19 protein-coding genes are annotated in these 25,105 nt (G+C 47.5%); all 19 read right to left on the minus strand.

Going from position 1 to position 25,105, the window contains the following annotated elements; genetic code table 11:
- Positions 1 to 155 precede the first annotated feature (155 nt).
- Positions 156 to 2,567 carry a glycogen/starch/alpha-glucan phosphorylase gene (locus tag ACERC7_RS05275; protein WP_373666331.1) on the minus strand — a complete coding sequence of 804 codons (2,412 nt, stop codon included), beginning with the start codon at positions 2,565 to 2,567 and terminating at the stop codon, positions 156 to 158.
- A gap of 48 nt (positions 2,568 to 2,615) precedes the next feature.
- Entirely contained in the window at positions 2,616 to 4,043 is a 1,428-nt protein-coding gene (gene glgA / locus ACERC7_RS05280) for a glycogen synthase GlgA (protein ID WP_373666332.1), read from the minus strand.
- Positions 4,040 to 5,173, minus strand: a complete 1,134-nt coding sequence (glgD, locus tag ACERC7_RS05285; RefSeq protein ID WP_373666333.1) for a glucose-1-phosphate adenylyltransferase subunit GlgD — start codon at positions 5,171 to 5,173, stop codon at positions 4,040 to 4,042. The genes glgA and glgD overlap by 4 nt, the downstream gene beginning before the upstream one ends.
- The gene (locus ACERC7_RS05290; RefSeq protein ID WP_373666334.1) at positions 5,163 to 6,302 is read right to left on the minus strand and encodes a glucose-1-phosphate adenylyltransferase; all 1,140 of its coding nucleotides are present in this window, start codon (positions 6,300 to 6,302) and stop codon (positions 5,163 to 5,165) included. Before ACERC7_RS05290 ends, glgD begins: the two co-directional genes overlap by 11 nt.
- A 28-nt stretch (positions 6,303 to 6,330) precedes the next feature.
- Positions 6,331 to 8,202: a 1,4-alpha-glucan branching protein GlgB gene (gene glgB / locus ACERC7_RS05295; RefSeq protein ID WP_373666335.1), complete on the minus strand. Its 1,872-nt coding sequence runs from the start codon at positions 8,200 to 8,202 to the stop codon at positions 6,331 to 6,333.
- Positions 8,203 to 8,274: 72 nt separating this feature from the next.
- On the minus strand, positions 8,275 to 10,593 hold the full coding sequence (gene pulA, locus ACERC7_RS05300) for a type I pullulanase (RefSeq protein ID WP_373666336.1): 2,319 nt from the start codon (positions 10,591 to 10,593) through the stop codon (positions 8,275 to 8,277).
- Positions 10,594 to 10,614: 21 nt separating this feature from the next.
- A complete protein-coding gene (locus ACERC7_RS05305; protein WP_373666337.1) occupies positions 10,615 to 11,637 on the minus strand; it encodes a diacylglycerol kinase family lipid kinase in 1,023 nt (340 codons plus the stop codon).
- Positions 11,638 to 11,648: 11 nt separating this feature from the next.
- Entirely contained in the window at positions 11,649 to 13,607 is a 1,959-nt protein-coding gene (ligA, locus tag ACERC7_RS05310; RefSeq protein ID WP_373666338.1) for an NAD-dependent DNA ligase LigA, read from the minus strand.
- Positions 13,608 to 13,687: 80 nt separating this feature from the next.
- Positions 13,688 to 15,658 (minus strand): cell surface ecto-5'-nucleotidase Nt5e, encoded by a 1,971-nt coding sequence (gene nt5e, locus ACERC7_RS05315; protein ID WP_373666339.1) that lies wholly within the window; start codon positions 15,656 to 15,658, stop codon positions 13,688 to 13,690.
- A gap of 99 nt (positions 15,659 to 15,757) precedes the next feature.
- Positions 15,758 to 16,411 (minus strand): uracil-DNA glycosylase, encoded by a 654-nt coding sequence (ung, locus tag ACERC7_RS05320; RefSeq protein ID WP_373666340.1) that lies wholly within the window; start codon positions 16,409 to 16,411, stop codon positions 15,758 to 15,760.
- A 70-nt stretch (positions 16,412 to 16,481) separates the two neighbouring features.
- A complete protein-coding gene (locus tag ACERC7_RS05325; RefSeq protein ID WP_373666341.1) occupies positions 16,482 to 17,153 on the minus strand; it encodes an amino acid ABC transporter permease in 672 nt (223 codons plus the stop codon).
- Between the two features lie 673 nt (positions 17,154 to 17,826).
- Positions 17,827 to 18,690 carry a transporter substrate-binding domain-containing protein gene (locus tag ACERC7_RS05330; RefSeq protein WP_373666342.1) on the minus strand — a complete coding sequence of 288 codons (864 nt, stop codon included), beginning with the start codon at positions 18,688 to 18,690 and terminating at the stop codon, positions 17,827 to 17,829.
- A 108-nt stretch (positions 18,691 to 18,798) separates the two neighbouring features.
- Positions 18,799 to 20,289: an amidase gene (locus ACERC7_RS05335; RefSeq protein ID WP_373666343.1), complete on the minus strand. Its 1,491-nt coding sequence runs from the start codon at positions 20,287 to 20,289 to the stop codon at positions 18,799 to 18,801.
- 391 nt (positions 20,290 to 20,680) lie between these two features.
- A complete protein-coding gene (thrB, locus tag ACERC7_RS05340; protein ID WP_373658971.1) occupies positions 20,681 to 21,547 on the minus strand; it encodes a homoserine kinase in 867 nt (288 codons plus the stop codon).
- Between the two features lies 1 nt (position 21,548).
- Positions 21,549 to 22,832: a homoserine dehydrogenase gene (locus ACERC7_RS05345; protein WP_373658969.1), complete on the minus strand. Its 1,284-nt coding sequence runs from the start codon at positions 22,830 to 22,832 to the stop codon at positions 21,549 to 21,551.
- A gap of 276 nt (positions 22,833 to 23,108) precedes the next feature.
- Positions 23,109 to 23,882, minus strand: coding sequence for an alpha/beta hydrolase (locus ACERC7_RS05350; protein WP_373658968.1), 774 nt, complete (start codon positions 23,880 to 23,882; stop codon positions 23,109 to 23,111).
- Position 23,883: 1 nt separating this feature from the next.
- On the minus strand, positions 23,884 to 24,405 hold the full coding sequence (locus ACERC7_RS05355) for an N-acetyltransferase family protein (RefSeq protein WP_373666344.1): 522 nt from the start codon (positions 24,403 to 24,405) through the stop codon (positions 23,884 to 23,886).
- On the minus strand, positions 24,406 to 24,780 hold the full coding sequence (locus ACERC7_RS05360) for a DUF1722 domain-containing protein (protein WP_373666345.1): 375 nt from the start codon (positions 24,778 to 24,780) through the stop codon (positions 24,406 to 24,408).
- On the minus strand, positions 24,777 to 25,103 hold the full coding sequence (locus tag ACERC7_RS05365) for a hypothetical protein (RefSeq protein ID WP_373660356.1): 327 nt from the start codon (positions 25,101 to 25,103) through the stop codon (positions 24,777 to 24,779). Before ACERC7_RS05365 ends, ACERC7_RS05360 begins: the two co-directional genes overlap by 4 nt.
- Positions 25,104 to 25,105: the final 2 nt, after the last annotated feature.

The raw sequence follows: 25,105 nt of genomic DNA on the forward strand, positions 1-25,105 counted from the left end.
TGGTTTCAGAAACTTTGAAAAGACAAAACTCGCATTTTCATTGCCATAAACATAAAACGAGAGAAGACAAGAACTGTCCTCTCTCGGTGTTAAATTGGTCAACCCACTACAGTTGACAAAGAGCCTCAAAAGCCAGCACTAGGCTGACTTTTAGATTATTTCTCCAAGTTCCAAATCTCCTCAGCATACTGGGTGATGGTGTCGTCAGAGGTAAATTTATCAGAAGTCGCAATGTTCATCAGGCTCATGCGTGACCAGGTCTTCTTGTCACGATAGAGGGCATCAATACGCTCCTGCGCTGCCACGTAGGGCGCAAAATCTTCCAGCAAGAAATACTCATCGTTATGGGTAATCAGAGCATCGTAAATCTCGCCACCTTCGCGCTGACTGTTTTGAATCGTCCCATTGACAAAGGTATCGACCACACGGCGTAGGACAGGATTGTTCTCATAAACCCCACGGGCGTAATAATCATGAGCCGCGTAGTGCGCGTAAACTTCGTCCTTGGTCATACCAAAGATGACAATGTTGTCATCGCCACACTCGTCCTTGATTTCGATATTAGCCCCATCAAGGGTCGCTAGAGTCACGGCACCTGTCATCATGAATTTCATGTTTGAAGTTCCAGAAGCTTCCTTAGAAGCTAGAGAAATTTGCTCTGACACATCCGCCGCTGGGATAATCAGTTCAGCCAAGCTGACGTTGTAATTTTCAAGGAAAACCACCTTGAGTTTGCCATTTAGGTTGGCATCATTGTTGATGAGGTTAGCCAATTCGTTGATGAGCTTGATAACAGACTTGGCAAAGTGGTAGCCAGGTGCTGCTTTGGCACCGAAAATGAAGACACGAGGCACCATGTCCTTGTCTGGGTTATCCTTCAAGTCATGATAGAGTTTGATGATATGAAGGACATTGAGCAACTGGCGCTTGTAGGCATGGAGACGCTTGACCTGCACATCAAAGATGGCATCTGTCGACACCTCAACACCTGTTGTCTCTTTGATATAAGCTGCTAGACGGGCTTTGGCCTGCTGCTTGACCTGATAGAACGTATCAAGCACAGCCTCATCATCAGCAAAGGCAGTCAGTTTTCTGAGCTCGTGAATATCCGTGCGCCAGCCATTGCTAATGGTTTCATCAATGGCAGCAGACAACTCAGGTGCCGCAATTTGCGTCCAGCGGCGCTGCACGATACCATTGGTCTTGTTGTTAAACTTCTCAGGATACAGCAAATAGAAATCGCGCAAGGTATCCTCAGTTAACAGGTCTGAATGGAGCTTGGCCACCCCGTTAACCGAATGCCCACCAATGATAGCCAAATGCGCCATGTGAACCTGACCGTCACGAATGATGCGTGTGCGATTGATTAAGTCCGTATCGCGACCCAAACCAGCTTGTTCTGCGACAAAACGATTATCAATCTCGTGGATAATCTGGGTAATCCGTGGAAGAACCTCTGTAAAGAGACCGGCATCCCATTTTTCCAAGGCTTCTGCCAAGATGGTGTGGTTGGTGTAGCTCATGGTTTTGACGGTCGTCGCCCAAGCCAAATCCCACTCCAAGCCATACTCATCAATCAAAAGACGCATGAACTCAGCTGGTGCAACCGCAGGGTGGGTGTCGTTGATGTGGACAGAAACTTTTTCATGGATAGCTTCCAGCGGCAAGCCCTGCTTGAGATAGGACTTGATGATGGTTTGAAGGCCAGCTGAGGTCATGAAATACTCTTGCGTTAAGCGGAGCTTCTTGCCTTCGATGCTGCTGTCTTCAGGGTAGAGCACTGCAGTGATGTCCTTAACCCGACGACGGCTCTCGATGGTTGGGTAGTGGAGTTCCTCTTCCTCAGGGATTTCGACATCCCAGAGGCGCAAGTTGTTGACCACGCCGTTTTGGAAGCCAATCTGAGGTACATCGTAAGGCACAGCACGCAGGGTCTGGGCATTTTCATAAACAGGCTTAAACTTGCCGTTGTCGTCCATTTGCAGGTAGACATTGCCGTAGATTTTGACATCAACAATGTCGTGGTCCTGACGGACTTCCCAGACGTTACCAATTGACCCGAACCAAGTATCTGGCAACTCCACCTGATAACCATCAACAATCCGTTGCTTGAAGAGACCGTAGCGGTAGCGGAGACCATTACCACAACCTGGATAGCCTGTGGTCGCTAGGGAATCCATGAAGGCCGCTGCCAGACGCCCAAGACCACCGTTACCGATCGCCATGTCGTGCTCAGCATTTTTCACCGCATCAAAATCAATCCCTAGCTCGTTAAAACCTGCCTTAACCGTGTCTAAAATGCCCAAGTTGAGCAAGTTTGTCTCCAGCATCCGTCCTGGCAAGAATTCAATGGAGAAATAGTAAGCAATTTTTTGTTGCTTATCAACCAATTCCTGTTTGCGGTTAAGCCATGGACGGGTCGCATATTTGCGCACCACTCGCGCTAAGGCGACAAAAAGTTCTGATGGCGTCGCCGTTGCCACCTTGATAGCATTTTCCTGATGGAGTTTGTCCTTGAAATCGCGGACAAAATGCTCCACCGTCAGGTCATTTTCAAAAAAAGTCATGTGTTTTAAGTATCCTTTTTATTTTTTTGGCAATGGCAAAGCAGCCGTCTATAATTGCTCATATAAATTGATGTAGGCTAGGCTAGCTGTCTCCCATGAAAAATCCTGAGACATGGCTGACTGCTGTAATGTCGCCCAGTCATCTTGACGATTATAATATACATCCAAGGCATTTTCAAGTGTTTTGGTCAGCAAATACCCTGAAAGCCCTTTAAAGGCGAATCCTGTCCCTGACTTGTCAAATTGGTTGTAAGGTTGAACCGTGTCACGTAGACCACCGACCTCATGCACCAAGGGCAGACTGCCGTAGCGCATGGCCATCATCTGAGACAGTCCACAAGGCTCAAAGGCTGACGGCATGAGGAAAAGGTCGCTAGCCGCATAAATCTGCTGAGCCAGCCCCAAATCAAAAGTAATATTAGCCGACAACTTATCTGGGTATTGGCTAGCAAACCAAGCGAAGGTCTGCTCAAAATCGGCATAACCAGTTCCCAAAAGGGCAACCTGCACATCAAATTGCAGGATATGGTGCAGCTCGCTGACCACCACATCAAAGCCTTTTTGGTCGGTCAAACGAGACACGACCCCAATCAGAGGAACATCTGCCCGCACAGGCAGACCCAATTTTTCCTGTAAGAGCGCCTTGTTTATCGTTTTACCAGATAGGTCTCCTGCGGAGAAGTATGCAGGCAGGTGCGGGTCGGTCTCCGGATTAATCAGATCGGTATCAATCCCATTGACAATCCCCGTCAACTTACCAGCTTCCATCCGCATAATCACGTCCAAGCCCTTGCCGAACTCAGGGGTCATGATTTCCTCAGCATAGGAGGGTGAGACCGTCGTCACACGATCGGCATAGAGCACGCCAGCCTTCATCCAGTTAAGGCAATCATTCCAGCGCAAGGCGCCATCCTCATAACGCTCAGCACCGACCCCAAACAAGTCTCCCAGCATGGCAGGGTCAAACTGCCCTTGGAACTCGATATTGTGAATGGTAAACACCGTCTTAATCCCACGGTAAGCGTCAATCCAGTCGTATTTTTCCTTGAGCAAATATGGCATCATGGCGGTGTGGTAGTCATGGACGTGGAGCACATCTGGGATAAAGCCTACCTGCTCCATAGCTTCCAAGGCTGCCAGTTGGAAGAAGGCAAAGCGCTCGCCATCGTCCCAGTCCCCATAAACCTTACCTCTGAAAAAATAATGCTGATTATCCACAAAGTAGAAGGTCACCCCGTCACGCACCAAACGCTTGATGCCGACATACTGACGACGCCAGCCAACTTGAGTGTAAAAATAGCAAACCTCCTCGACCTGATCGCCGAATTTACCTGCCACCACGTCGTAGTAAGGTAGCATCACCGCCACCTCGTGCCCATGCTGAACAAGAGATTTAGGCAATGCCCCGATGACATCGCCTAAGCCTCCTGTCTTGGCAAAAGGTGCCCCTTCTGCCGCGACAAATAATAATTTCATCCGATAATGTCTCCTGTGATTTCTTGACCCTTACCGATAACAATCGGATTGTCCTTGCTGCCACGAATGGTCACACCAGCTGGAATAGTGACAGACTTATCAATAATGGCATACTCAACCCTTGCCCCAGCTTCGATAGTGACCTTTGGAAAGACCACTGAGTGAGCGATATGAGCACCTTTTTCCACACGGCAAGACCGAGACACGATGGAATGGTCAACCTCACCAGCAATAATGCTACCAGAGGCAAATTGGGAATTGGTCACCTTAGAGCCGTCTGCAAAATAAGTCGCCTCTTCGTTTTTCACTTTGGTGTACACTTTTTGATTAGTGTAGAGGAGTGAGTGGAATTTCTGCAGATCCAGCATGTCCATGTTAGCCTTATAATAAGACTGGACGGAGCTGATATTGGACAGGTAGCCAGTGTATTCAAAAGCCAGAGCTTTTTCAGACACAATCAGCTCGCGCAAGAGGAAGCGGAGCTTCTTCGGATTGTCCTTTTTAGCTTCCTCTTCCATCTTTTCAATCAACCAAGGCGTGTTAACAACATAAATGTCAGCTGACATATTTTGCGTTTCAACCGTGGCATCATTGGTTTCGATACCAACAACGTTGTCCCCCTCATCGATGGTCAAGATGGCATTGGCATCCGAACGAGCCTCTTTTGGCAATTTTTTGTAAACGACCGTGATATTGCGCTTATTGACATTGTGGAGGTGAAGCACACCTTCAAGATTGATGTTACTGAGGATATCACAGGACATGTAGACTGTCTGGTCAGAGCCTGATCGCTTGAGGTAGGTCAAAATCTGCTCATAGTAGTCCCTGTCCGTCACCTCACTGGCCACATCCGTCTGATAGAACCCAAGGAAATAATGGCTGAGCAGGGTATTTAATCCCCACTCCCGACCAGATCGGATATGGTCGAAGACTGAGCGGATATTTTGCCCACGGAAAATCCCATAGACACTACGAATACCTGCGTTGGCCAGTGTTGAGAGCTGGAAGTCAATCAGGCGGTATTTGCCGTCAAATGGCAGAGCAGCCAGAGGACGGTTGTCTGTCAAGCTGCCCATGTCTGGGTAGCCAACCGCATTGCCTAAAATCGCTGAATACTTATCAATCTTCATTTGGAATACCTACTTTCTCATCGTAACCCACTACTTGCACCTCTTGCGTCCCATCAATCACAACACCGTCACTGATAATCGCTCCTTCTCCGATGATGGCACGAGTAATTTTTGCCCCTTTACCAATCTTAGCCCCGGTCATGATGAAGCTGTCCTTAATCTCAGCCCCTTCCTTGACCTGAACATTGGTTGACAAAATGGAGTGCTCAACACTACCTGCCACAAAGCAGCCATCAACAACCAAAGAATCCTTGACACTGGCTGTCTCGGTGATAAAGTTTGGCGGTGCGATATGGTTTTTGGAGTAAATTTTCCATGAACGGTCACGACTGTCCAGTTCGTTATCAACAGCGATATACTCCATGTTAGCCTCCCAGAGGGATTCGATGGTGCCGACATCTTTCCAATAACCTGAGAAGTTATAGGTGTAAACCCGCTCACCAGACTCCAGATAGGCTGGGATGACATGCTGACCAAAGTCAGACATATCGATATTGTTCTTTTCAGCAGAGACCAATAGCTTACGCAGACGGGCCCAGTTGAAGATATAAATCCCCATGGAAGCCTTGGTTGATTTTGGCTGGGCTGGTTTTTCCTCGAACTCAACGATACGGTCATTGGAATCCGTGTTCATGATGCCAAAACGGCTAGCTTCCTTAAGTGGTACGTCGATAACCGCCACTGTCAGGCTGGCTTGATTGTCCTTGTGGGTCTGGAGCATGTCATCATAGTCCATCTTGTAGATGTGGTCACCTGACAGGATCAGGACATACTCTGGATTGATGCTGTCAATGTAGTCGATGTTTTGATAAATGGCATGGCTGGTACCTAGGAACCAACGGTTGCCTTCTGTAGCGGAGTAAGGTTGTAAGATAGTCGCTCCGCTATTGATCCCATCAAGTCCCCAAGAAGAACCGTTCCCGATATGGCTGTTGAGCGCCAAGGGCTGGTACTGGGTGATGACACCGACGTTGTTGATGCCTGAGTTGGCACAGTTAGACAGGGCGAAATCGATAATGCGGTAGCGACCGCCAAATTGCACAGCAGGCTTGGCGATGCTTTGGGTCAGCTTGCCGAGGCGCGTGCCTTGACCGCCTGCTAGAATAAGGGCTAACATCTCATTTTTCATAGGTTTTTCCTCTTTTTTATTGTTTTTCTTATTGCTTTCTGTCCCTGCGCTTAACCTTCCAGATGGAAGCACCGAGGGCTGGGAGAGTGAAGCTAAGGGTATGGTGATAATCTTTCCAGAGACCTTGTTGTGTTTTGGTTAGCGGATTATGCTCTTTCCATACGCCACCATAGATTTCAAATTCTGTATTGAAGACTTCTTCATAAAGCCCTGCCACAGGCACACCGATGGTAAAACCTGGTCGTTCAACAGGTGCCATGTTAAAGACGCAAATCAGAAGCTCGCCTTTGGCATTTTTCCGAATAAAGGACAGGACAGACTCCGCACGGTTATCCGCATCGATAATCTCAAGTCCCTCATAACGGTCGTCAATCTGCCAGAGCACCTTGTTATCCTTGTAGAACTGATTGAGGGTACGTGTGAAGGCTTGCATCTTGGCATTCATCTCGTCCTCCAGATTGCTCCACTCCAGCTGGTAGTCGTGTTTCCACTCGAGGAACTGACCGAACTCGCTGCCCATAAAGAGCAGTTTTTTCCCAGGGTGGCAAATTTGGTAGGTGTAGAGATTGCGCAGACCAGCGAACTGGTTGTACCGATCACCGAACATCTTGTGCATGAGGCTCTTCTTGCCATGGACAACTTCATCGTGGGAAAACGGCAGGACAAAGTTCTCATTGAAGCAATACATGAAGCTGAAGGTCACTAGATTGAACTCATGCTGCCGATAGATGGGATCCATCTCGTAAAAGCGGAGAATATCATTCATCCAACCCATGTTCCACTTGTAGTCAAAACCAAGACCGCCCTGCTCAATCGGCTGGGTAATCGGTGTTGCAGCGGTCGACTCCTCGGCAATCATCATGACATCAGGATGGCGTTCCTTTATGACCCGATTGAGTTTCTGCAAGAATGCAATGCCTTCTAAATTATGGTTCCCACCGTCCTTGTTTGGCAACCAAGGGCCATCATCGTAATCTTGGTAGAGCATGTTGCTAACCGCATCGACACGAATGCCATCAATGTGATAATGCTCAATCCAGTAAAGGGCTGAGGAAATCAGGAAGGACTGAACTTGATGTTTCCCAAGGTCAAAGTTAAGCGCTCCCCAACGGTAGTTGTTGGCCTCATGCTCTCCCTGATACTCAAAGGTCGGTGTCCCATCATAATAGGCTAGGGCATCATCATTTCTGGTAAAATGCCCAGGCACCCAGTCAACCAAAACCCCAATATTGTGCTGGTGACAAGTGTCCACAAAGGCTTGAAAATCCTCAGGCATCCCATAACTATGCTCAAAGGCAAAATAACTCATGAGTTGGTAGCCCCAAGACGCGCCAAGTGGATGCGCCATCAGGGGCATAAACTCCACATGGGTGTAGTTCATCTCGACCAGATAAGGGATTAACTCCGCCGTTAACTCCTTAAAGGTATAAGGCTTGCCCGTCTCGTCTTGTTTCCAAGAACCAGCATGCACCTCATAAATATTGACCGGCCGCTCCTTAAAGCCCCAGCGCTTGCGCCGCCCCATCCAGAGCCCATCACCCCACTTGTAGGACCAATCGGTCTTGATAACCGCCGCTGTCCCTGGACGTGCTTCCAGATAGCGGGCAAAAGGGTCGATTTTCTCCACCTGCGAGCCATCGCTACGTGTCACCAGATACTTGTAGAACTGCCCTTCATGCGCTTGGGTGCTCACGGCCTCCCAAATACCTGCTTCATCTTTTGCCATGGGCAATGGCTGAGCTGTCCAGTCGGTAAAATCACCAATAAGAGCAACAGCTTGCGCATTTGGTGCCCAAACCCGAAAGGCATAACCATCCCCCTCACGGTGAACCCCTAGAAAGTTCTGGGCATAGTACTGCTCACCTTGTCCAAAGAGCCATGTTACTTCTTGTTTTCCCAAATAAATCCCTCCTTTTTATGTCAAACGTTTGACATTATTCTAAAAAACAAAAACCAACCCTTAAAAAAAGGATTAGTTTTGATTGTCAAGGACCAGATAAGTCAACGGTTCCAATTCTAAATGAGTTAAACGGAAACGTTTACTATTTGTTCCTATTATAGCACAGTTCTCGATACTTGTCATCTGTATTTCGAGATTTTTTCCACTATTATTGAAAAATATTTTGTAATTTTTTTCTCCGCTTACTGAAAATTCTATAATTCCCGAACCTTTATCAGCAAAATTAACAAAAGTCTTCTGGCGAATCTCCTCAAAGGTCGGAGATGAAAAAGCACTGTCCGTCGTTTTCAGAACAATCAAGTTCCTTAACCGTTCAACCATCTCTTTGTTAGTCGTCACCAAATCCCAATCCACCTGATTGACTTCATCAGGAGCATTGTAAGAATTCATGGCCCGCTCTCGGTCATCCTGAGTCAATTGACCATTTTCCCCTGTCGGATAAAGTTTTGTTCGTCCAAACTCCTGCCCCAGTTGAACAAAGCACATGCCCTGCAGGAGCAGATTGAGGGCATTGGCAACTTCGATGCGCCTGAGATGAATTTCCTCGTCATCATCTGGGTGCAAGTGCCAAAAAAGGTCATTAAGGTTGTAGTTGTCATGGGCTTCGATATAGTTGAGAACCTGATGTGGTGTGAGATAGCCATTAAGCTCATCACTGCCGAGAATACTTCTAGCCACAACATCTTCTGTCGCAGCCCCTGAAACAAGACCACGTTTGAAATCACCATAGACTTCTGCCCCTTTGATGGCATCACGTTGGTCGTCGTTGAAAAATCCGACCCCAGGCATCAGGTGAGCATTGGCTTTTTTAGCCTTAGCCTCTGGAATCAAGCCTGTCCCCATGTCCCACCCCTCACCATAGAGGAGAATCCGAGGGTCAACTTCATCAACAGCTTGGCGAATGACATTCATGGTCTCCACATCGTGCAGTCCCATGAGATCAAATCGAAAACCGTCTACCCCATATTCCTTTATCCAGTAGAGGATGGAGTCAATCATGTACTTGCGGAACATTTCCTTGTCACTCGCCGTCTCGTTCCCACAGCCTGATCCATTGTGGAAAGACCCATTTGCCGTCATGCGGTAATAATAATCAGGCACTGTCAGCTGAAAGGCTGAATCACGGTTGGAGTAGGTATGGTTGTAAACCACATCTAAAATCACCCCAATTCCTGCCTCATGGTAGGCTTGGATAACTTGCTTGAGCTCTAAAATTCGAGTAGCTGGATTGTGCGGGTTGCTGGCAAAAGAAGCCTCTGGGACATTGTAATTTTCAGGGTCGTAGCCCCAGTTATAGGCATAGTTCCCCTCGTCATCAAAAGTCTGGTGGTGATCAAAGACTGGTTGAAGCTGGATATAGTTTACCCCCAGAGACGTCACATAATCAAAGCCTGTCTTATCCCCATACTGGTTAATCGTTCCTTTTTCGATAGCCCCTAAGTACTTCCCTCGATGTTCTGGAGAAATACCAGAGGTAGGGGACTTCGAAAAATCACGGATATGCATTTCCATGATGACGGCCTGATTAGGATTATCCAGTCGCCAAGAAGCTGCTGCACCATGAACAACCTCAAATCCTGTCGGAACTAACTCCTCAGGTGCAATCAAGACTGACCGTTTCCCATCAGCTGTTGTCGCTGTGGCATAAGGATCCCTACTGTGCTTAAAGGTTCGCTTGCGGTAGTAAATCCGGTAGCGATAAGCCTGATAGTTATGGTCACCAGGTATAGTCGCAAACCAGACACCGCAGGTGTTTTGCTGATGGTCACCCGGGCTGCTGACCTGACCTCGCTCCATCTCGAACACCTCACGGACACTAGCTCTATCCTCAGTAGACTGATAAAAAATTAGTTCAACGCGTTCAGCGGTCGGTGCCCAGAGGCGAAACTCAGCTGCATCCGGACTATACCTAGCCCCTAACCAACCTGAGAATCCCCACTTGTGATCAAAAGCTCTGCTATTGACCGCCATATCATAGGCATGCGGCTGACGACGCCCATAGTGAGGGCTAGCTACTGCTGCCTGACGGGAATAATAGACCATCTCGTCACCATCTACCAACCAAATCTCGGTCTTTCTCATACCAAACTCACGGTGAATGGCGTAGTCACTCGTTTTTTCCCCCCAGTTTTTCGTCTTTATCATCACATAGACCTTGGGGAGGAAATAAGGAGCAGGGTAGGTGAGGTTCGCGACCGCACCAAAGCTGTCAAAACGTTGAAAATGCGCTTCTTTTCCCTCTTGAAAGTCCCGCCATTGCCACAAATTGAGGTCAAAATAATTTTTATACCGACTATGAAAATGAACCGTTACACGGTTTTCTAGTACCATTTTGCTTGTTTTTATCCCCTTCTATTCTTGTTTTGGAGCCCTTTTCTCCCAGTCATCTACCTCATGACTAAACTTTTGGGCCATAGCAAGGCGTTCGAGTTCGGCAGGGCTAGCCGCCATCGCCTCATCGGCAATGTCATCTGTATTGACAAAAAAGGTAATATGCTTATTTAGATTTTCCAACTTAATTGGGGCATCACCGCCATATTCGCCATCCAGGTTAATCATCATGCGTTGATCACTTGTTGGGTGAATGGTGATGGTTCTGGTTTTGATGTAAACCACACGCTTGTCCTCGATATGTTTGCCACCGTTTAAGACCAAGCGAATCAAATCTAAAATTTCCAGCAAATTAGCTGTCTTGATTAAAATCAAGGTGAAAAATCCATTATCCAGCTGAGCATCTGGTGCTAGCTGCTCAAACCCTCCAACCGAGTTGGTTAAGGCTGCAAAGATGAGAGAGACTTCCCCTTCAAAAACACCCTCATCGTGCTCAATCCGAAGAGGAATCATGGTCAATTGAGGCAATAACTCCACTCCCTTAACCAGATAGGCGAGGTAACCAAACATGGTTTTGAGTTGGCTAGGCACAGCATACGTCACCTCTGTCAAGCTACCCGCTGCAGCGATATTGATAAAATACCGCTCCCCGTAAGCTCGCCCAATATCCATCTGCAAGACCTGATTTTTACCAATCAGTTTTGCTGCTGCAACAGGATTCCCACGCGGAATTTTCAAAGCCCTAGCATAGTCATTGGTGGTGCCGGCTGGAATAATAGCAAGAGCTGGACGTTTATCTAACGGTGCAATGCCGTTGACCACTTCGTTTATCGTACCGTCCCCTCCACCAACAACAATCAAATCAAAACCTGCCAAAGCAGCTCGCTTGGCTTCTTCAAGCGCTGAATTCGCCTCTGGTTTAGTCTGAAAGGCAGACGTCTCATAGCCAAAACCTTCCAGAATCTCCAAAATTTCCGGCACTGCCTTGAGCATCAGCTCCTGACCAGAGGTTGGATTATAAATCAATCGTGCACGTTTTTGCATTTCGTTACCTCCTACAGGTTCTCGAGCCAAGCTTCATCGCGGACCGGAATACCCAGTTCTTGCGCTTTGGTTAGTTTACTCCCCGCATCTGCACCTGCAACGACAAGGCTAGTTTTCTTAGACACAGCGCCTGAGACTTTGGCGCCAAAGGCTTCTAGCTTTTCCTTAGCCTCGCTTCGGGTCAGGCGCTCCAACTTACCCGTCAAAACTACGGTTAGTCCCGACAGCTGAGCATCTGCCGCCACCCGTTGACCGAGATAAGCGAGATTAACTCCCCTCGCCTCGAACTCCGAAAGGACCTGTTTAGCGCCTTCCGTGGCAAAATAGCTGAGCAGGCTGGTGGCAATCACCCCACCTAAACCATCTATTCCAGCGATGTCATCTTCCTCAGCCGTCGCTAGCGCTTGTATACTCCCAAACTTTTCTAGGAGGAGCTTGCTGGCTTTACTGCCCACATGCCGAATGCCCAAGCCAAAAAGCAGTTTCTCTGCTGAATTATCTTTACTAGCTTGGATAGCTTCGTAGAGCTTGGTAGCTGATTTTTCCTTGACATTTGGTAAGGTCAGCAACTGGTCGATGGTCAACTGATAAAGATCAGCCACATCATGTACCAGCCCTTTGGCAAATAATTTCTCAACCACAGATGGACCTAGACCTGCGATGTTCATGGCATCACGACTGGCAAAATGTTCCAGACGAGCCTTCATCTGGCTAGGACAGAGCGGGTTGATGCATCGCAGAGCTACTTCGTCAGCGTAGTGATCCAGTTCTGCCTGACAGGAGGGGCAGGTGGTTGGAATTGCCATAGGCTCTTGCAGGGTACGTTTGCTTTCTACCACACGCAGAACAGCTGGAATGATGTCACCCGCCTTATAGACGATAACCGTATCTCCAATCCGAATATCCTTGTCCGCAATGTAGTCAACATTGTGCAAGGTCGCACGGCTGACAGTCGTTCCTGCCAACTGGACTGGGGTCAGATTGGCAGTCGGTGTCACCACACCTGTCCGACCAACGGTCCAATCCACCGACTGGATAACGGCTTCTTTTTCCTCAGCCGGAAACTTATAGGCGACAGCCCACTTGGGCGCCTTAACCGTAACCCCCAATTCCTCCTGCATGGCTAGACTGTTAACTTTGATCACAATCCCATCTATATCGTATGGAAGACTGTTCCTCTGCTCGGCTATTTCTTCAATAAATCGCCAAATTTCCGCCATATCACTAGATATGAGCGAACGATTGTTGACCGAAAAGCCCAGATGGCGCAGATTGGCTAACACCACCTCCTGACTGTCTAGGCTGATTGCCCCTGCTATCTGATAGAGGAAGGTCGCCAGCTGACGCTTGGCAACCACAGCCGTATCCAACTGACGCAAGGTCCCCGCCGCCGCATTTCGTGGATTGGCAAAGACAGGCTCGCCTGCTTCCTGCCGCTCTGTGTTGATACGGTCAAAGGCAGCCCGTGGCAAATAAGCCTCTCCCCGAACAGTCAGGTCGACGGGCTCAGGCAGAGTCAGGGGAATATCCTTAATCCGCTTGAGGTTTTCGGTGATATTCTCACCGATTGTCCCATCACCACGTGTCGCACCCACAACGAGTTTCCCTGCCTCGTAAGTCAGCGAAATTGACAGCCCATCAATCTTTAGCTCTGCCAGATAGGTCGCTTGTGGGAACTCCGCCTTTACTCGACGGTCAAATGCTTCTAACTCCTCTAAAGAAAAGACATCTTGTAAGGAAAAGAGGGGATAGGCGTGCTGGTGTTTGTCAAAACCTGCCAAAACCACACCACCCACACGATGGGTTGGGCTATCAAATAAGACAAACTCAGGATAAGCAGTCTCTAACTCAACCAGCTGACGATAGAGCTGATCATACTCACTGTCGGACACACTGGGATTATCCAAGGTATAGTACTCATAAGCATAGCGGTTGAGTTGCTCAACCAAGGTTTTCATCTGTTCTTGCATAGGACTATTATACCATACAAAGTGCATCAGTGAACATGACAAAACACTAGACTGGCATCACCAATCTAGTGTTTATTAGCTTATTTAGAGCGTCTTCTCAAACCAGCCAATCCTAGAGCTGCAACAAGGGCTGCACTTCCGAGAAGAGCAACGCCTGAGCCTTGCTCTCCTGTATTTGGCAAGCTTGGTTTGCTAGAGTTTATTGGAGTTTGCGCTGACACTGATGATGCTGTCGGCTGGTTTGTCTGGATTTCAGCTGTTGGGGTAGACGTTGTCGGTTGGCTAGTTACTGGAGGAGTTGTTTTACCTGGATAATCGTTCTTGTCTTCTAGATTCGTCTCAGCTAGAAGCTCTACATAATCTACAAAACCATCGCCATCGGTATCCAGGTCTTTTTTAACAGAAACGAGACGAGTTTCTGGATTGATTTGGCCATAACGCTCTTCTGAAATTTCAGTTTTTCTGAGGAAATCGGAGAGCACGCTATCCATGCTTGGCCCTTCTTCGCGTTTACCGCCGAGCATGTTGTAGCCATCACCACCTGCTGCTAGGAAATCGTTGGTTGCTAGGTAGTAGGTCTTGGTTAAATCCAAGTCCTGATAGCTGTCAGTTACCTTGTCATAAATTTTAATGCCTAAAATCCGTTCCTCCGCAGGTAGATTGGTATCATAGACGACGTATGCCCCAGACACATGGAGGAAGCCACCGCTAGCTTCAAGTAAGGGATTGCCATTGCTATCAAGAACCGGCTGACCGTCCTTTTGCTGTGTGATAGAACCCAATGACTTGGTAAACATGTCTTTAATCTGCTGACCAGTCACTTCGATCTGGGAAATAATGTTACCAAATGGCAAAACAGCAATAATATCACCCTTGGTCACTGGTTTATCCTTAGCGATGGTCGCACGAAGGCCACCACCATTTGTCACTGCTAAATGAGTCGGATGACTGAACCCTGTTTGACCGTAGTCCCAAAGGGCATCAGCAACCAAATTCCCCAAATTGGTTTCACGAACGCGAACATTTTCGCGGTCGCCATTAAGCTCAACAAGGCTATTGTCCAGAACAACAACAGCGTTCTCTGCATCGTATTTTGCTTTGATGGCAGCTACCTTTTCAGCAATAGCTGAGTTAGCTGTTAAAGCTTTGCCGTCTTTCATCGTAATAAGACCAGCTTCTACACCTGCTTGAGAAAGCGTGATTTTACCAATATTATTAAGGTAGCTTCCTGTCTGCGTGTAGGTCACATTAGTGCCATATTTGGCTTGAGAAACAGTATGTGAGTGCCCGTCAATGACAATCACCCGCTTATTTTTCAAGAGTTCGTTAGCTGCTAAGGCTTCTGCTAGGGTACTGCCCTGCCATGCCACAGGAGTTGTGCTATCAATCCCCAAGTGGGCTAGGATAACGTAGTTGTTATAGGACTGGCGTGCCTCAATCTCAGTGATAACATTGTTCACTTCTGTAATCGGATCACGAAACTCAACGCCGTTAACGTTATTTGGATGGGTTTTAGTTGATGTTTCAGGTGTGGTCACACCGATAACGACAAACTCATCACCAGAGACGTCAGGTGTCTTGTCAACAATCGTGGACGCTTCAAACAGACGAGCACCATTGACATAAGTGTTGGCACTGAGAAGCGGAAAGTTCAGAGATTGTTTATACTTTTCAGCCTGTTCCAAACTAAAGTCAAACTCGTGGTTCCCAACTGCCATCGCATCATAGCCGATGTCGTTCATGAGCTCAGCCATGTCCTCACCCTTAGTCGAGTTAGAAATCGGTAGACCTTGGAAAGCGTCACCAGCATCTAGGACTAAAGTCGGTCCTTCTTGACGGGCTTCTTCCACTGCTGTCGCAAGCTTGGCCATACCAATCACATCACGTCCTTCCTCAATTCGACCATGAATGTCGTTGGTGTGAAGAATGGTAACCTGGTCAGATGATGGCTGACTTCCAGCTGTCTCCTCTGCCTGAACTGTTGTGGACAAGATTGTCGCAGACAAAAAGAGACCAGACAATGTTGGCAATAGCAACGATGTTTTCTTCATCATATCCTCCAATAATAAAAATGGTTTACACTTTTTATTATACAGGAATATCGTTCAAGAATAAAGTAATAATAGTTTATTTTTACAAAACATTCGTCTTTAACGGATCCAATCAATTTCTGGCAAGCCCCGACTAGTCAAAAATGCATTTGCCTTTGAAAAAGGACGGCTGCCAAAAAAACCACGATAAGCCGATAAGGGGCTAGGGTGGGCTGATTCTAACACCAAATGCTGAGGGTTAGTCACCAGTGCTTTTTTCTTTCGTGCATAAGATCCCCAGAGGATAAAAACAACTGGTTGCGCTTGCTGATTAACCACCCGGATAACCGCATCTGTAAAGGTCTCCCAGATAAGACCAGCATGCCCATTGGCCTGACCAGCAGGCACCGTCAAACAGGTGTTTAAGAGCAAAACCCCCTGCTCAGCCCATGGTGTCAAATCATGATGAGACCGCTCACCCAAATCGTCAGCTAGCTCCTTGAGGATATTTTGGAGAGATGGCGGAGCAGGCAGGTCATTAGGAACAGAAAAAGACAAGCCCTGCGCTTGCATGGGGCCGTGATAGGGATCCTGACCTAAAATAACCACCTTGACTTCTTCTAAGGCTGTTGTTTGCAGGGCAGCAAAGACCTTATCCTTTGGCGGATAGACTGTTCCCTGTGCATAAACGTCATTTAAAAAATGATTGATGTTGGCAAAATACCCCTCAGGTAGCTCTGACTTAATCAAGTCATGCCATGTTGAATGTGCCATGTTTCGACCTCCTTTTTTTGGCTTTATTGTACAGGACTTAACCTAAAAAATCAAACCATCCTTGAACCAGTTAATAGACCTGAAGCCGCTTTTCCAGCTCTGCTTGCCCCAAAGCATAGAGGGTACAAATCACCCAATAAATCAGCGACACACAAATATAAACGGTCATGTAGTCCCACCTGGCTCCACCGACGATTTTTGCCTTTTGAAACATCTCTGGAACACTGATCATGGCGGTAATGGCTGTACTTTTAACCATGTCCAATAAGACATTACTCAACGGCGGTAAGGTAATCCTAAACGCCTGGGGAATAATCACCTTACGGTAGATGCTAGCGATGGGTAACCCTAGAGCACGTGCCGCCTCCCATTGCCCCTTGTCAACCGCCTGCAAGGAGGAGCGAATTATTTCTGAAATGTAAGCACTAGACATGATGCTAAAAGCCAAAATGCTAGAGGTTACCGCATCAAATTTTATCCCAACATAAGGTAGACCAAAATAAATCAAAAAGAGAAACACCATCATAGGAATCCCCCTCATCAGGGATAAATGTGCCTGCACCAGCCAGCGCAAGGGAGCAAAACGCGACAACCGAGCCACTGCCACGAAAAAGCCTAATAGTGTTCCTAAGCCAAAACCAATCAGTGATAAGCCCAAGGTCCAGGGCAAGCCCTCTAAAATTTTGGGGATAGCTTCCTTGGCCACCTCAGGGTTAAACATTGCTTCCCAGCGAATATCCATATTTTTTCTCCTTTTGATCTATTTATGCTATTGATCTCCAACACGAGAAGATGAGAGGCTAAGTCAAGCGCCAAACCTCAACTGTACTTTTCAATATGTCAGACCGCCAAGCCTGGTTCATTCACTAACAGTCAAGCCTTAACATTCATTAGACCTATCTTGAAAAAGCTCGTCTTCCACTCAACACTGCCATTTCCAAAGCTTCCTCTAGGCTTTCTATCCATCGATTCGTTCAAGGATTCACGCACGATTTGAAACATTTTGTATTTTTTGATATAATACAATTATAATATATAATAAGCACTCAAGCGATGTTAAACACATCGTCGCAAGACATTAGAAAGAATGCGCTAAGCGCAAGTGGTAACTTTTCATAGTATATAAAGTCATCTTTTTTTGGATCTGCCTTTTGATCGTTCTTTTTTCTGATAAACTTTTCAAAAAGCATACCCTTGCTTGGAAAATAGTTTTCGCTATCCTAGCAGCAATCGCTTCGATATCGTTTATGTTCTAGTAACCACTTTAAAGACCTCCTTTGGGAGGTTTTTTAGTCACCTCCTCTTAAAAAAGTTCAGCATGACCTACTAATCCATATAACGTTTAGGACTTTTCATCAAAAAAGAGCGACAGCACCGACTGCTGTCAGTCTGGTTGGCTGTCCCTCTATGATGTTTTATTTTGAAAAATCAACTACTGGCAATTTATCCGCACCCTCTTCAGGCTTAGTCAAATCAGCACCTGAATAGTATTTTTCAGACAAAGCTTTTAAAGTGCCATCAGCAATCATCTCTTCAATGATTGGATCGATTTTCTGTTTCAAGCTGTTATCAGCCTTGTTCATCACCATGGCTTGTTTGGTTGGGTTATACTTGGCTTTACCCATGGCAAGGTTAGGGAACTGTTCCTTCATCATTTCGACATAGAGCGCTTGGGTGTAGTAATCGTTTGGAATGAAATCTGTTCGACCATTCTCAACGTCGCGCAGGTAAACATCGCCTGACACGTTGTCATAAGTGACCAATTCTGCACCAAGTTTTTCTGCCAATTTCATAAAGTTGGTTCCTGCTTCACCAGCAGCTTTTTTGCCCTTCCAGTCAGACAAGTCAGCTTTTTCGATGCCTGATGACCCATCTGCACGGACAATCATCCCACTGACAGAGTATTTGTAAGGAACAGAGAGATTATACTTTTCCTCACGCTCTGGGGTACTGTCTAGATTGTTCACAAAAAGGTCAACACTACCGTTATCAACAGAAGCAAAGGATTCTGCAAAAGCCAGTTCTTGGTATTCCACCTTGACACCGAGACGCTTAGCAATTTCGTTTAATAGCTCAATTTCGTACCCTGTCAATTCGTCCTTGTCATTATGAAACGACGTCGGCCAATAGGTTCCTGGCGTTGCAACTTTAATGACACCTGCTTGTTCAATCTTTTCCCACTGGGTGGTTTCTTTAGCAGTATCAGCTGACTTGCCAGAACAAGCCACTAGAACCAGCGACAAGCCAAGAGTAAATAGAGCACTTAGTTTTTTCAACATGAGTTAGTTATCTCCTATTTTTTGTTGGTAAACCTACCACGTTCTATAGATTAACACGTCAAATCACTTTTGGCAAGCGTTTTTAACCGAACAACTCACATTTCTAACCTATAACAGTTGGCTAACTGCCAGCTGTTTTATAGCACCTGCCTGTTCCAACTGCTCAGCTATTGAAAGGAGCATATCCTCCCGACCCTTAGCTGCCATGAGTTGAACACCAATCGGCAAACCGTCTGATCGCTCATAGGTTGGCAGGCTGATCGCAGGCTGTCCTGTCAGATTGGCATGCGCTGTGATTGGTGTCACTGCAAGGGCTGGAGCAAACATCTCCCAAATCAGCTCCTGCTGATGGCTCATGGTGTAGAGATCCATTTGGGTTAATCGCTGACGCACCGCATCAGATGGGGTTAACTGACCGTGTAGAGGCGCCACATCAGCCACTGTCGGGGTTAACAGCACATCATAAGTCTCATGGAAGACCGCCATCTGATGACTGAACCGATCCCAGTCTTGCAGCGTTTTTGAATAGATCTGAGCTGGAATGGTCAAGCCACTCCGATAAATGGCCCAGGTCATCAGTTCCATATCATCAAGGCTTACCGACCGCCCCAGCTCCTCTTCAATCTCAGCGAACATCTGAGCGGTTTCCACACTGTTCATCAGGTAATAAGACTGCAAGAGCGCCACCGCATCGACAGGGTAGTCGTCCAGTTCAACCACATCATGCCCCAAGTCACGCAGGGCCCGGGCTGCTGCTGTCACCGCTGCTTGAGCGGCTTCTGACAGCTGTGTTCCCACAGGAGACTGGGGAAAATAGGCGATCTTTAACGATGTCTTAATCGGCTGATAAAAGCTTTCCTGAGATAAGGTCGGCAGAGGAAATGGGCTCTCCAGCTGGCAAGTCTGCAAGTCCCAGAGCAAATTTCTGGTGTCACGAACGGATTTGGTCAGGGCAAAATGACTAGACGCTCCCTGCCATCCTCTGAAAGACGTCGGACCAACTGGCACCCGACCACGACTAGGTTTAAGTCCGATTAAGCCATTAAAACTAGCCGGAATCCGAATAGAGCCGCCGCCATCACTAGCTCCTGCTAGCGGCACAAGCCCAGCTGCCACCGCTGCTGCTGCGCCTCCGCTAGATCCGCCTGCATTTCGGGTCAACTCTCGAGGGAGATTGACTGCACCGTGTAAACTACTGTCAGAGATATTTTTGAAGCCAAACTCAGGCGTATTGGTGCGACCAAGAATGACAAAACCAAGCTCCTCCAATCGTTTGACCAGGTTATCTGTGGTGCTGGCACGATAATTGGCAAAAAGCCGTGAGCCAGAAGTCGAGAGTTGCCCTGCTTGGTTTTGACCTAGATCCTTGAGCAAGATAGGAACACCCGCAAAAGGACGGTCTGACGTCCCTTGTCGGTCTAACTGGTCAGCAATCGCTAACGCCTCCTCGTACTGGGTACTGACAACCGCATTGATGAGCGGATTGAGACGTTCTATACGCTGGATAGTCTTCTCCACCAGCTCACGCGCCGTCAGCTCTTTTTGGCGAATCAGCTCTGCCAGCCCCGTGGCATCCTGACGGATCAGCTCTTCTTCCATTCGTCTTTCTCCTTTCCTCTATCACAACATTCCGTTTCCTTAGCCATGTCCTGCAAGTCATCTTTTACATCTGGTTCAATCGCCAACTCACCCTGATTAAGCATGTCAAGTAGTTCATCAACGACCAGCCCCCATTCATCGTGGTCTAGAAAAGTCTGAAAACGGTACGTGTCCTGTTCTGACAGACTCTCACTGCAAGCCTCAAGTCAGGCTTGCAAGCGACTTTTCATGATAGCTAGCGGCATGATTTTCTTAGTGATGTGCATCTTGCATGTCACCTTGTATAACGCAACTAAAGGCTATAAAAGCACTTGGCAATGGACAAATGTCACCTTTTTTAGCAAATGGGAGGAGGTCAACTCCCGCCACAAGCAACTGCACCTTTGCTGGCTTACTTTTCTACCCTTAGCCCCTGGGTGTCGACAATCAACTGCACTAGCTCACCATCGTGACCCAAACGGTTGACCGCCTGACTGATGAGTTCTACCTTGTCTCTAGGGGCTAAAATCATGATGGTTGGACCTGCTCCTGACAGATAGACCCCGTAAGCACCAGCTGCCAGAGCAGTCGATTTGACACTGGCAAATTCTCTGACGAGACGTTGACGGTAAGGCTCATGGAAATGGTCATTTTGAATAGCCTTGCCAGCCAGCACCATATCACCTGTCAATAGGCCCGTAATAGCCATATTGGATACCGCACTGGCCGCTACTGCTTCCTTGTAAGACAAGGTCTCAGGCAAGACCCCACGGCTCTCGCTAGTCTTGAGCTCATAGCTCGGAATGTAAGCCAAGAGCGAGCAGACAGGAAAGGGTGCTACCAGATGGCTCAGTTCCCCATCCACATAAGACGCCACGACGAGATTACCAAAAATCGCTGGGGCAACGTTGTCAGGATGCCTTTCAATGCTGTTGGCTATCCGTAATTTATCCTCATCAGACAGTTGCAAGTTCCCCAGCTGATTAGCCAGTTCAATCCCCGCCACAATCACGGAACTCGATGACCCCAGCCCTCGAGCCAGAGGAATATCACTGCTCATCTTTAACCGATGTGGCAACAGGTTCTCACTCACTTCAAGCGCTGTTGTAATGAGCAAGTTGGTCTTATCAGCAGGAATCTCCTCACCCAAGTCATGCTCGATGATCCAGTTTTCTGTACCCTCTAGCACCTCAACCGTCAGGTATTTGGACACTGCCACACCAACCGAGTCAAAACCCGGTCCGATATTGGCTGAGGTCGCTGGAACGATAATCTTCATCTCACACCCCCAGTACCTTAAAGTGATTGAGCAGGGTTACTTGATCTGCTGTTGCAATTTGCGTCCGTACCCGATCCAGCTGTACTAAACTCATCTCGTGGGTGACAATCACAACACGAGCGGTCTCGCCGTCCCCTTCAGTTTGTAGCACCTGTTGGAAGGAGATGTTTTCCTTGGCAAATAGCTGAGCTAACTTAAAGAACTGACCTGCTTCATCCTTGATGGACAGAGCAAAATAGTAGGAGTTCGTCACGTCCTCAGGCTGAGCCAGATGAGTCTCTTGAGCAAAACCATTAAAAGCTGAAATCACTTGACCATTTGTGATGGCTCTGCCCAATTTGACCAAATCCGCCACGACAGACACCGCTGTCGGTTTCTGACCTGCTCCTGGTCCATAAAACATGGATTGACCGATACCGATAGACACCACAAAAACAGCGTTCATGACGCCGTTGACGCTAGCCAGCGGATGCGATTTTGGCAAGAAGGTCGGCGCCACCTCAACTGATAAGCCTGATGCTGTTTCACGCACATCACCAACCAGTTTGATGACATAGCCCAGTTGCTGAGCCATGATCACATCAGCAGGCGTGATGGTCGAAATCCCACTGTGACGAACGGTCTCAAAATCAACCGTCATGCCAAAACCAAACTGACTAAGGATAGCAGCCTTGTAGGCCGCATCTATCCCCTCGACATCGTTGGTCGGATCGCTCTCCGCATAACCCAGCTCCTGTGCAGTTGCCAGTGCCTGCTCATAAGACCAGCCTTCGTCCACCATTTTGGTTAGCATGAAGTTTGAGGTGCCGTTGAGCACCCCCAACAGACGAGTGACCTTATCAGCTGTCAGAGAGTTTGCTAGTGTCCGCAAAATCGGAATGCCACCAGCCACCGCCGCCTCATAGTAAAACCCAACCTGGTGCTGATTGGCCAGCGCCAACAGTTCCTTGCCATGCACCGCAATCAAGTCTTTATTAGCTGATACCACGTGCTTGCCTGCTGCCAATGCCTGACTGATAAAGGTTTTTGCCGGCTCAATCCGTCCCATCAACTCAACCACGATCGCAATATCTTGGTCAGTCATAATCTCTGCCACATCGGTAACAAAATGATAGTCCTGACCAGCCTCTACAAGACGTTGTTTTTCTGATTCGTCCTTAACCAGAATTTTGGAAATCTCTAGTCGTCCTCCGACAGCCTGCTCAATCTTGCTGGCATTTTCCTCCAACAAGAATGGCACACCACTGGCTACCGTTCCAAATCCTAATAGTGCAATTTTAATCACGTTTGTCCTCACTCTTTTTTCTAAATGATGTATCTTTCAAATTATAACACAAACAGGTTTACAAAAGCTAGCCGAATCACCTCGTCTTCACTCTCTTAGGGATGAAAAAACACCTGTAACAGTTTCACTATCACAAGTGTTTTTTTCAGAAAAGTCATACTCCCCTCTTGTCGACTGCTGTCCTAAAATGAAATAGCAAGAGCAAGTAGACTTAATCCTTGAGTGAATGATTTCCTTCATCGGTTTAACAGGTTTGACTAGCTGTCTGTTGCTGCTTTAGTCCAGTCGCTCTTCCATGACAAAGTCGATTGGTAGCCAGTTGAGAATGTCAACCAGATGCTTTTCCCAATAATACCAGTCGTGAGTTCCTGCGGAGTGGCTAAAAGTCACCTCTAATCCTAGCTCTCTCAAGCGGTCAACAGCCGTCAGGTTAGCCTGATAGAGAAAATCTTCCTCACCGCACCAGGCCCAGAACTGGGTCTCTTTGTCGTGCTGCTCTGCCATTGTCTCCAAAGCATAAGGAGAGGTCGTCCAGTCATCCACCTGACCAAAGACGCCCTGCCAGTAAGCGGGCTTGGCCAGCTCCTTGGCTGTAAAGTTTTCAAAAGTGAGGGCTCCAGATAGGCTAGCCGCATAACCGAAGCGGTTGGTCTTGAGAGCTAAGGCAAAGGCACCATAGCCACCCATGGATAGACCTGCGATAAAGGTCTTCTCGCGCTTGTCAGTCATATTAGGGAAGAAACGCTTGAGCACGCGCGGCAACTCCTCAGCGATGGCGGTATAGTAGGCATAACCATACTGGGTATCCGTGTACCAACCGTTGCTGGTGTTGGGCAGAACCACAATCAGATTGGTCTGACGAACCAAGCGCTCGATGTGACTGCGTTTAAGCCAGCTGTTGTGGTTGCCATTCATGCCATGCAAGAGATAGAGCACAGGAATGTCCGTCAAGTCGGGCTCATTCACTCGACTAGCATCTGGGTAGATAACATTGACGTTCCACTCCATGTCCAAAACTTGCGAAAAATACTCGATGTTAAAAACAGCCATCTTAATTGTCGTCCCTTCTCGTGTCTTTATACCGCCTAATGACAAACTCATGTCCAGCGATGAACGCCGTCTGCACCGTATCAAAAACCTCTGGTTGAAAATCCTTACGAATAGTAAGAGTATTCAAGCAATCATAGCCTAGTGATGTATACAAGTCTATGGCCGCCAGATTTCTCGCCGCCACTTCAATATAAAGCGAGGCAGAGTAAGCCCTAACCTTTTCTTCCAAGAGTCTCATGACCTGACGCCCAAAACCTCGTCCCTGATAGTCAGGACGAATAAAAAAATCTGCCAGCCAATCAATAGCACCACCTCGAGCACCCAGATGGGCAAAACCAATAAGTTCTGAACCATAAGACACCAGATAAAACAAATGCCCTTGCCCTGTCCAAGTCTGATAGTGTGTTAACAGCACCTCATCGACCACCTGTTCCTGATTATGAACCAGCCAAAACTGAGCAATCAAAGACAAAATGGCTTTCTTATCCCGCTCATTAGCCAAACGCAAACTGACCATTCCCATCTACAATCCCCCATCCTCGTAAAACTTAGAATTCACCAAATACTTAGGCTGGTAATTCTCAATCATCTGTACCAAAAACTCACCCAACTCCTCGTAGGTCGTCTCGTCCCCAATCATTTCCTTATAGGCATCCCGCTCTTCATCATTGGCTACTTTCTTAAAATAACCCCAGATGTGCTGGTAGGCAGTCCTCAGGGTCGCCCCTGTCGGGGCAATGGCTTGCGCTTCAGCCAAGAGGCGATAAAAATCCTTTTCTTTATCTGCCGACCAGTCATTGCCCTTAAAAAGCAGGCGAATAGCATTGTAATGAGCTTGCGAGTGTCCCATGACCCAGTACTTATGATAAGCCCACTGGGCTTGAATGGATGTCATCATCTCTTCCTCCTCAACCTTAGCACACTTGCTCGCCAGATTAGTCTGGTCAACCTCAAGCAGCGCAACAACCAAAAAACAGTCGCAAACAACAAGATGAGACCTGCCCCAATCAATGCCACTTGCTCTGCTTCAATCAGCTCAGTTCGAATCAGCAAAACAGTAGCAAGAGCAAGAACAGCCAAAAGGCAGAGATGAAGCAGATAAATCACCCAAGCCAGGGCATACATTAGCCATGACAACGGTGTTGGGCGATCTGCCGCCACATCTTCGACAAAGAGTACAGATAGGTCCGCCAGCAATTCCAGAAACATCTCCAAAAACATGA

The organism is Streptococcus sp. E17BB, assembly GCF_041807725.1.
Lineage (GTDB): Bacteria > Bacillota > Bacilli > Lactobacillales > Streptococcaceae > Streptococcus > Streptococcus entericus.

Coding starts and splice junctions, on each gene's coding strand:
- ACERC7_RS05275 (WP_373666331.1), bottom strand. CDS start 2,567: ATGACTTTTTTTGAAAATGACCTGACGGTGGAGCATTTTGTCCGCGAT.
- glgA (WP_373666332.1), bottom strand. CDS start 4,043: ATGAAATTATTATTTGTCGCGGCAGAAGGGGCACCTTTTGCCAAGACA.
- glgD (WP_373666333.1), bottom strand. CDS start 5,173: ATGAAGATTGATAAGTATTCAGCGATTTTAGGCAATGCGGTTGGCTAC.
- ACERC7_RS05290 (WP_373666334.1), bottom strand. CDS start 6,302: ATGAAAAATGAGATGTTAGCCCTTATTCTAGCAGGCGGTCAAGGCACG.
- pulA (WP_373666336.1), bottom strand. CDS start 10,593: ATGGTACTAGAAAACCGTGTAACGGTTCATTTTCATAGTCGGTATAAA.
- ACERC7_RS05305 (WP_373666337.1), bottom strand. CDS start 11,637: ATGCAAAAACGTGCACGATTGATTTATAATCCAACCTCTGGTCAGGAG.
- ligA (WP_373666338.1), bottom strand. CDS start 13,607: ATGCAAGAACAGATGAAAACCTTGGTTGAGCAACTCAACCGCTATGCT.
- nt5e (WP_373666339.1), bottom strand. CDS start 15,658: ATGAAGAAAACATCGTTGCTATTGCCAACATTGTCTGGTCTCTTTTTG.
- ung (WP_373666340.1), bottom strand. CDS start 16,411: ATGGCACATTCAACATGGCATGACTTGATTAAGTCAGAGCTACCTGAG.
- ACERC7_RS05325 (WP_373666341.1), bottom strand. CDS start 17,153: ATGGATATTCGCTGGGAAGCAATGTTTAACCCTGAGGTGGCCAAGGAA.
- ACERC7_RS05330 (WP_373666342.1), bottom strand. CDS start 18,690: ATGTTGAAAAAACTAAGTGCTCTATTTACTCTTGGCTTGTCGCTGGTT.
- ACERC7_RS05335 (WP_373666343.1), bottom strand. CDS start 20,289: ATGGAAGAAGAGCTGATCCGTCAGGATGCCACGGGGCTGGCAGAGCTG.
- thrB (WP_373658971.1), bottom strand. CDS start 21,547: ATGAAGATTATCGTTCCAGCGACCTCAGCCAATATCGGACCGGGTTTT.
- ACERC7_RS05350 (WP_373658968.1), bottom strand. CDS start 23,882: ATGGCTGTTTTTAACATCGAGTATTTTTCGCAAGTTTTGGACATGGAG.
- ACERC7_RS05355 (WP_373666344.1), bottom strand. CDS start 24,405: ATGGGAATGGTCAGTTTGCGTTTGGCTAATGAGCGGGATAAGAAAGCC.
- ACERC7_RS05360 (WP_373666345.1), bottom strand. CDS start 24,780: ATGATGACATCCATTCAAGCCCAGTGGGCTTATCATAAGTACTGGGTC.
- ACERC7_RS05365 (WP_373660356.1), bottom strand. CDS start 25,103: ATGTTTTTGGAGATGTTTCTGGAATTGCTGGCGGACCTATCTGTACTC.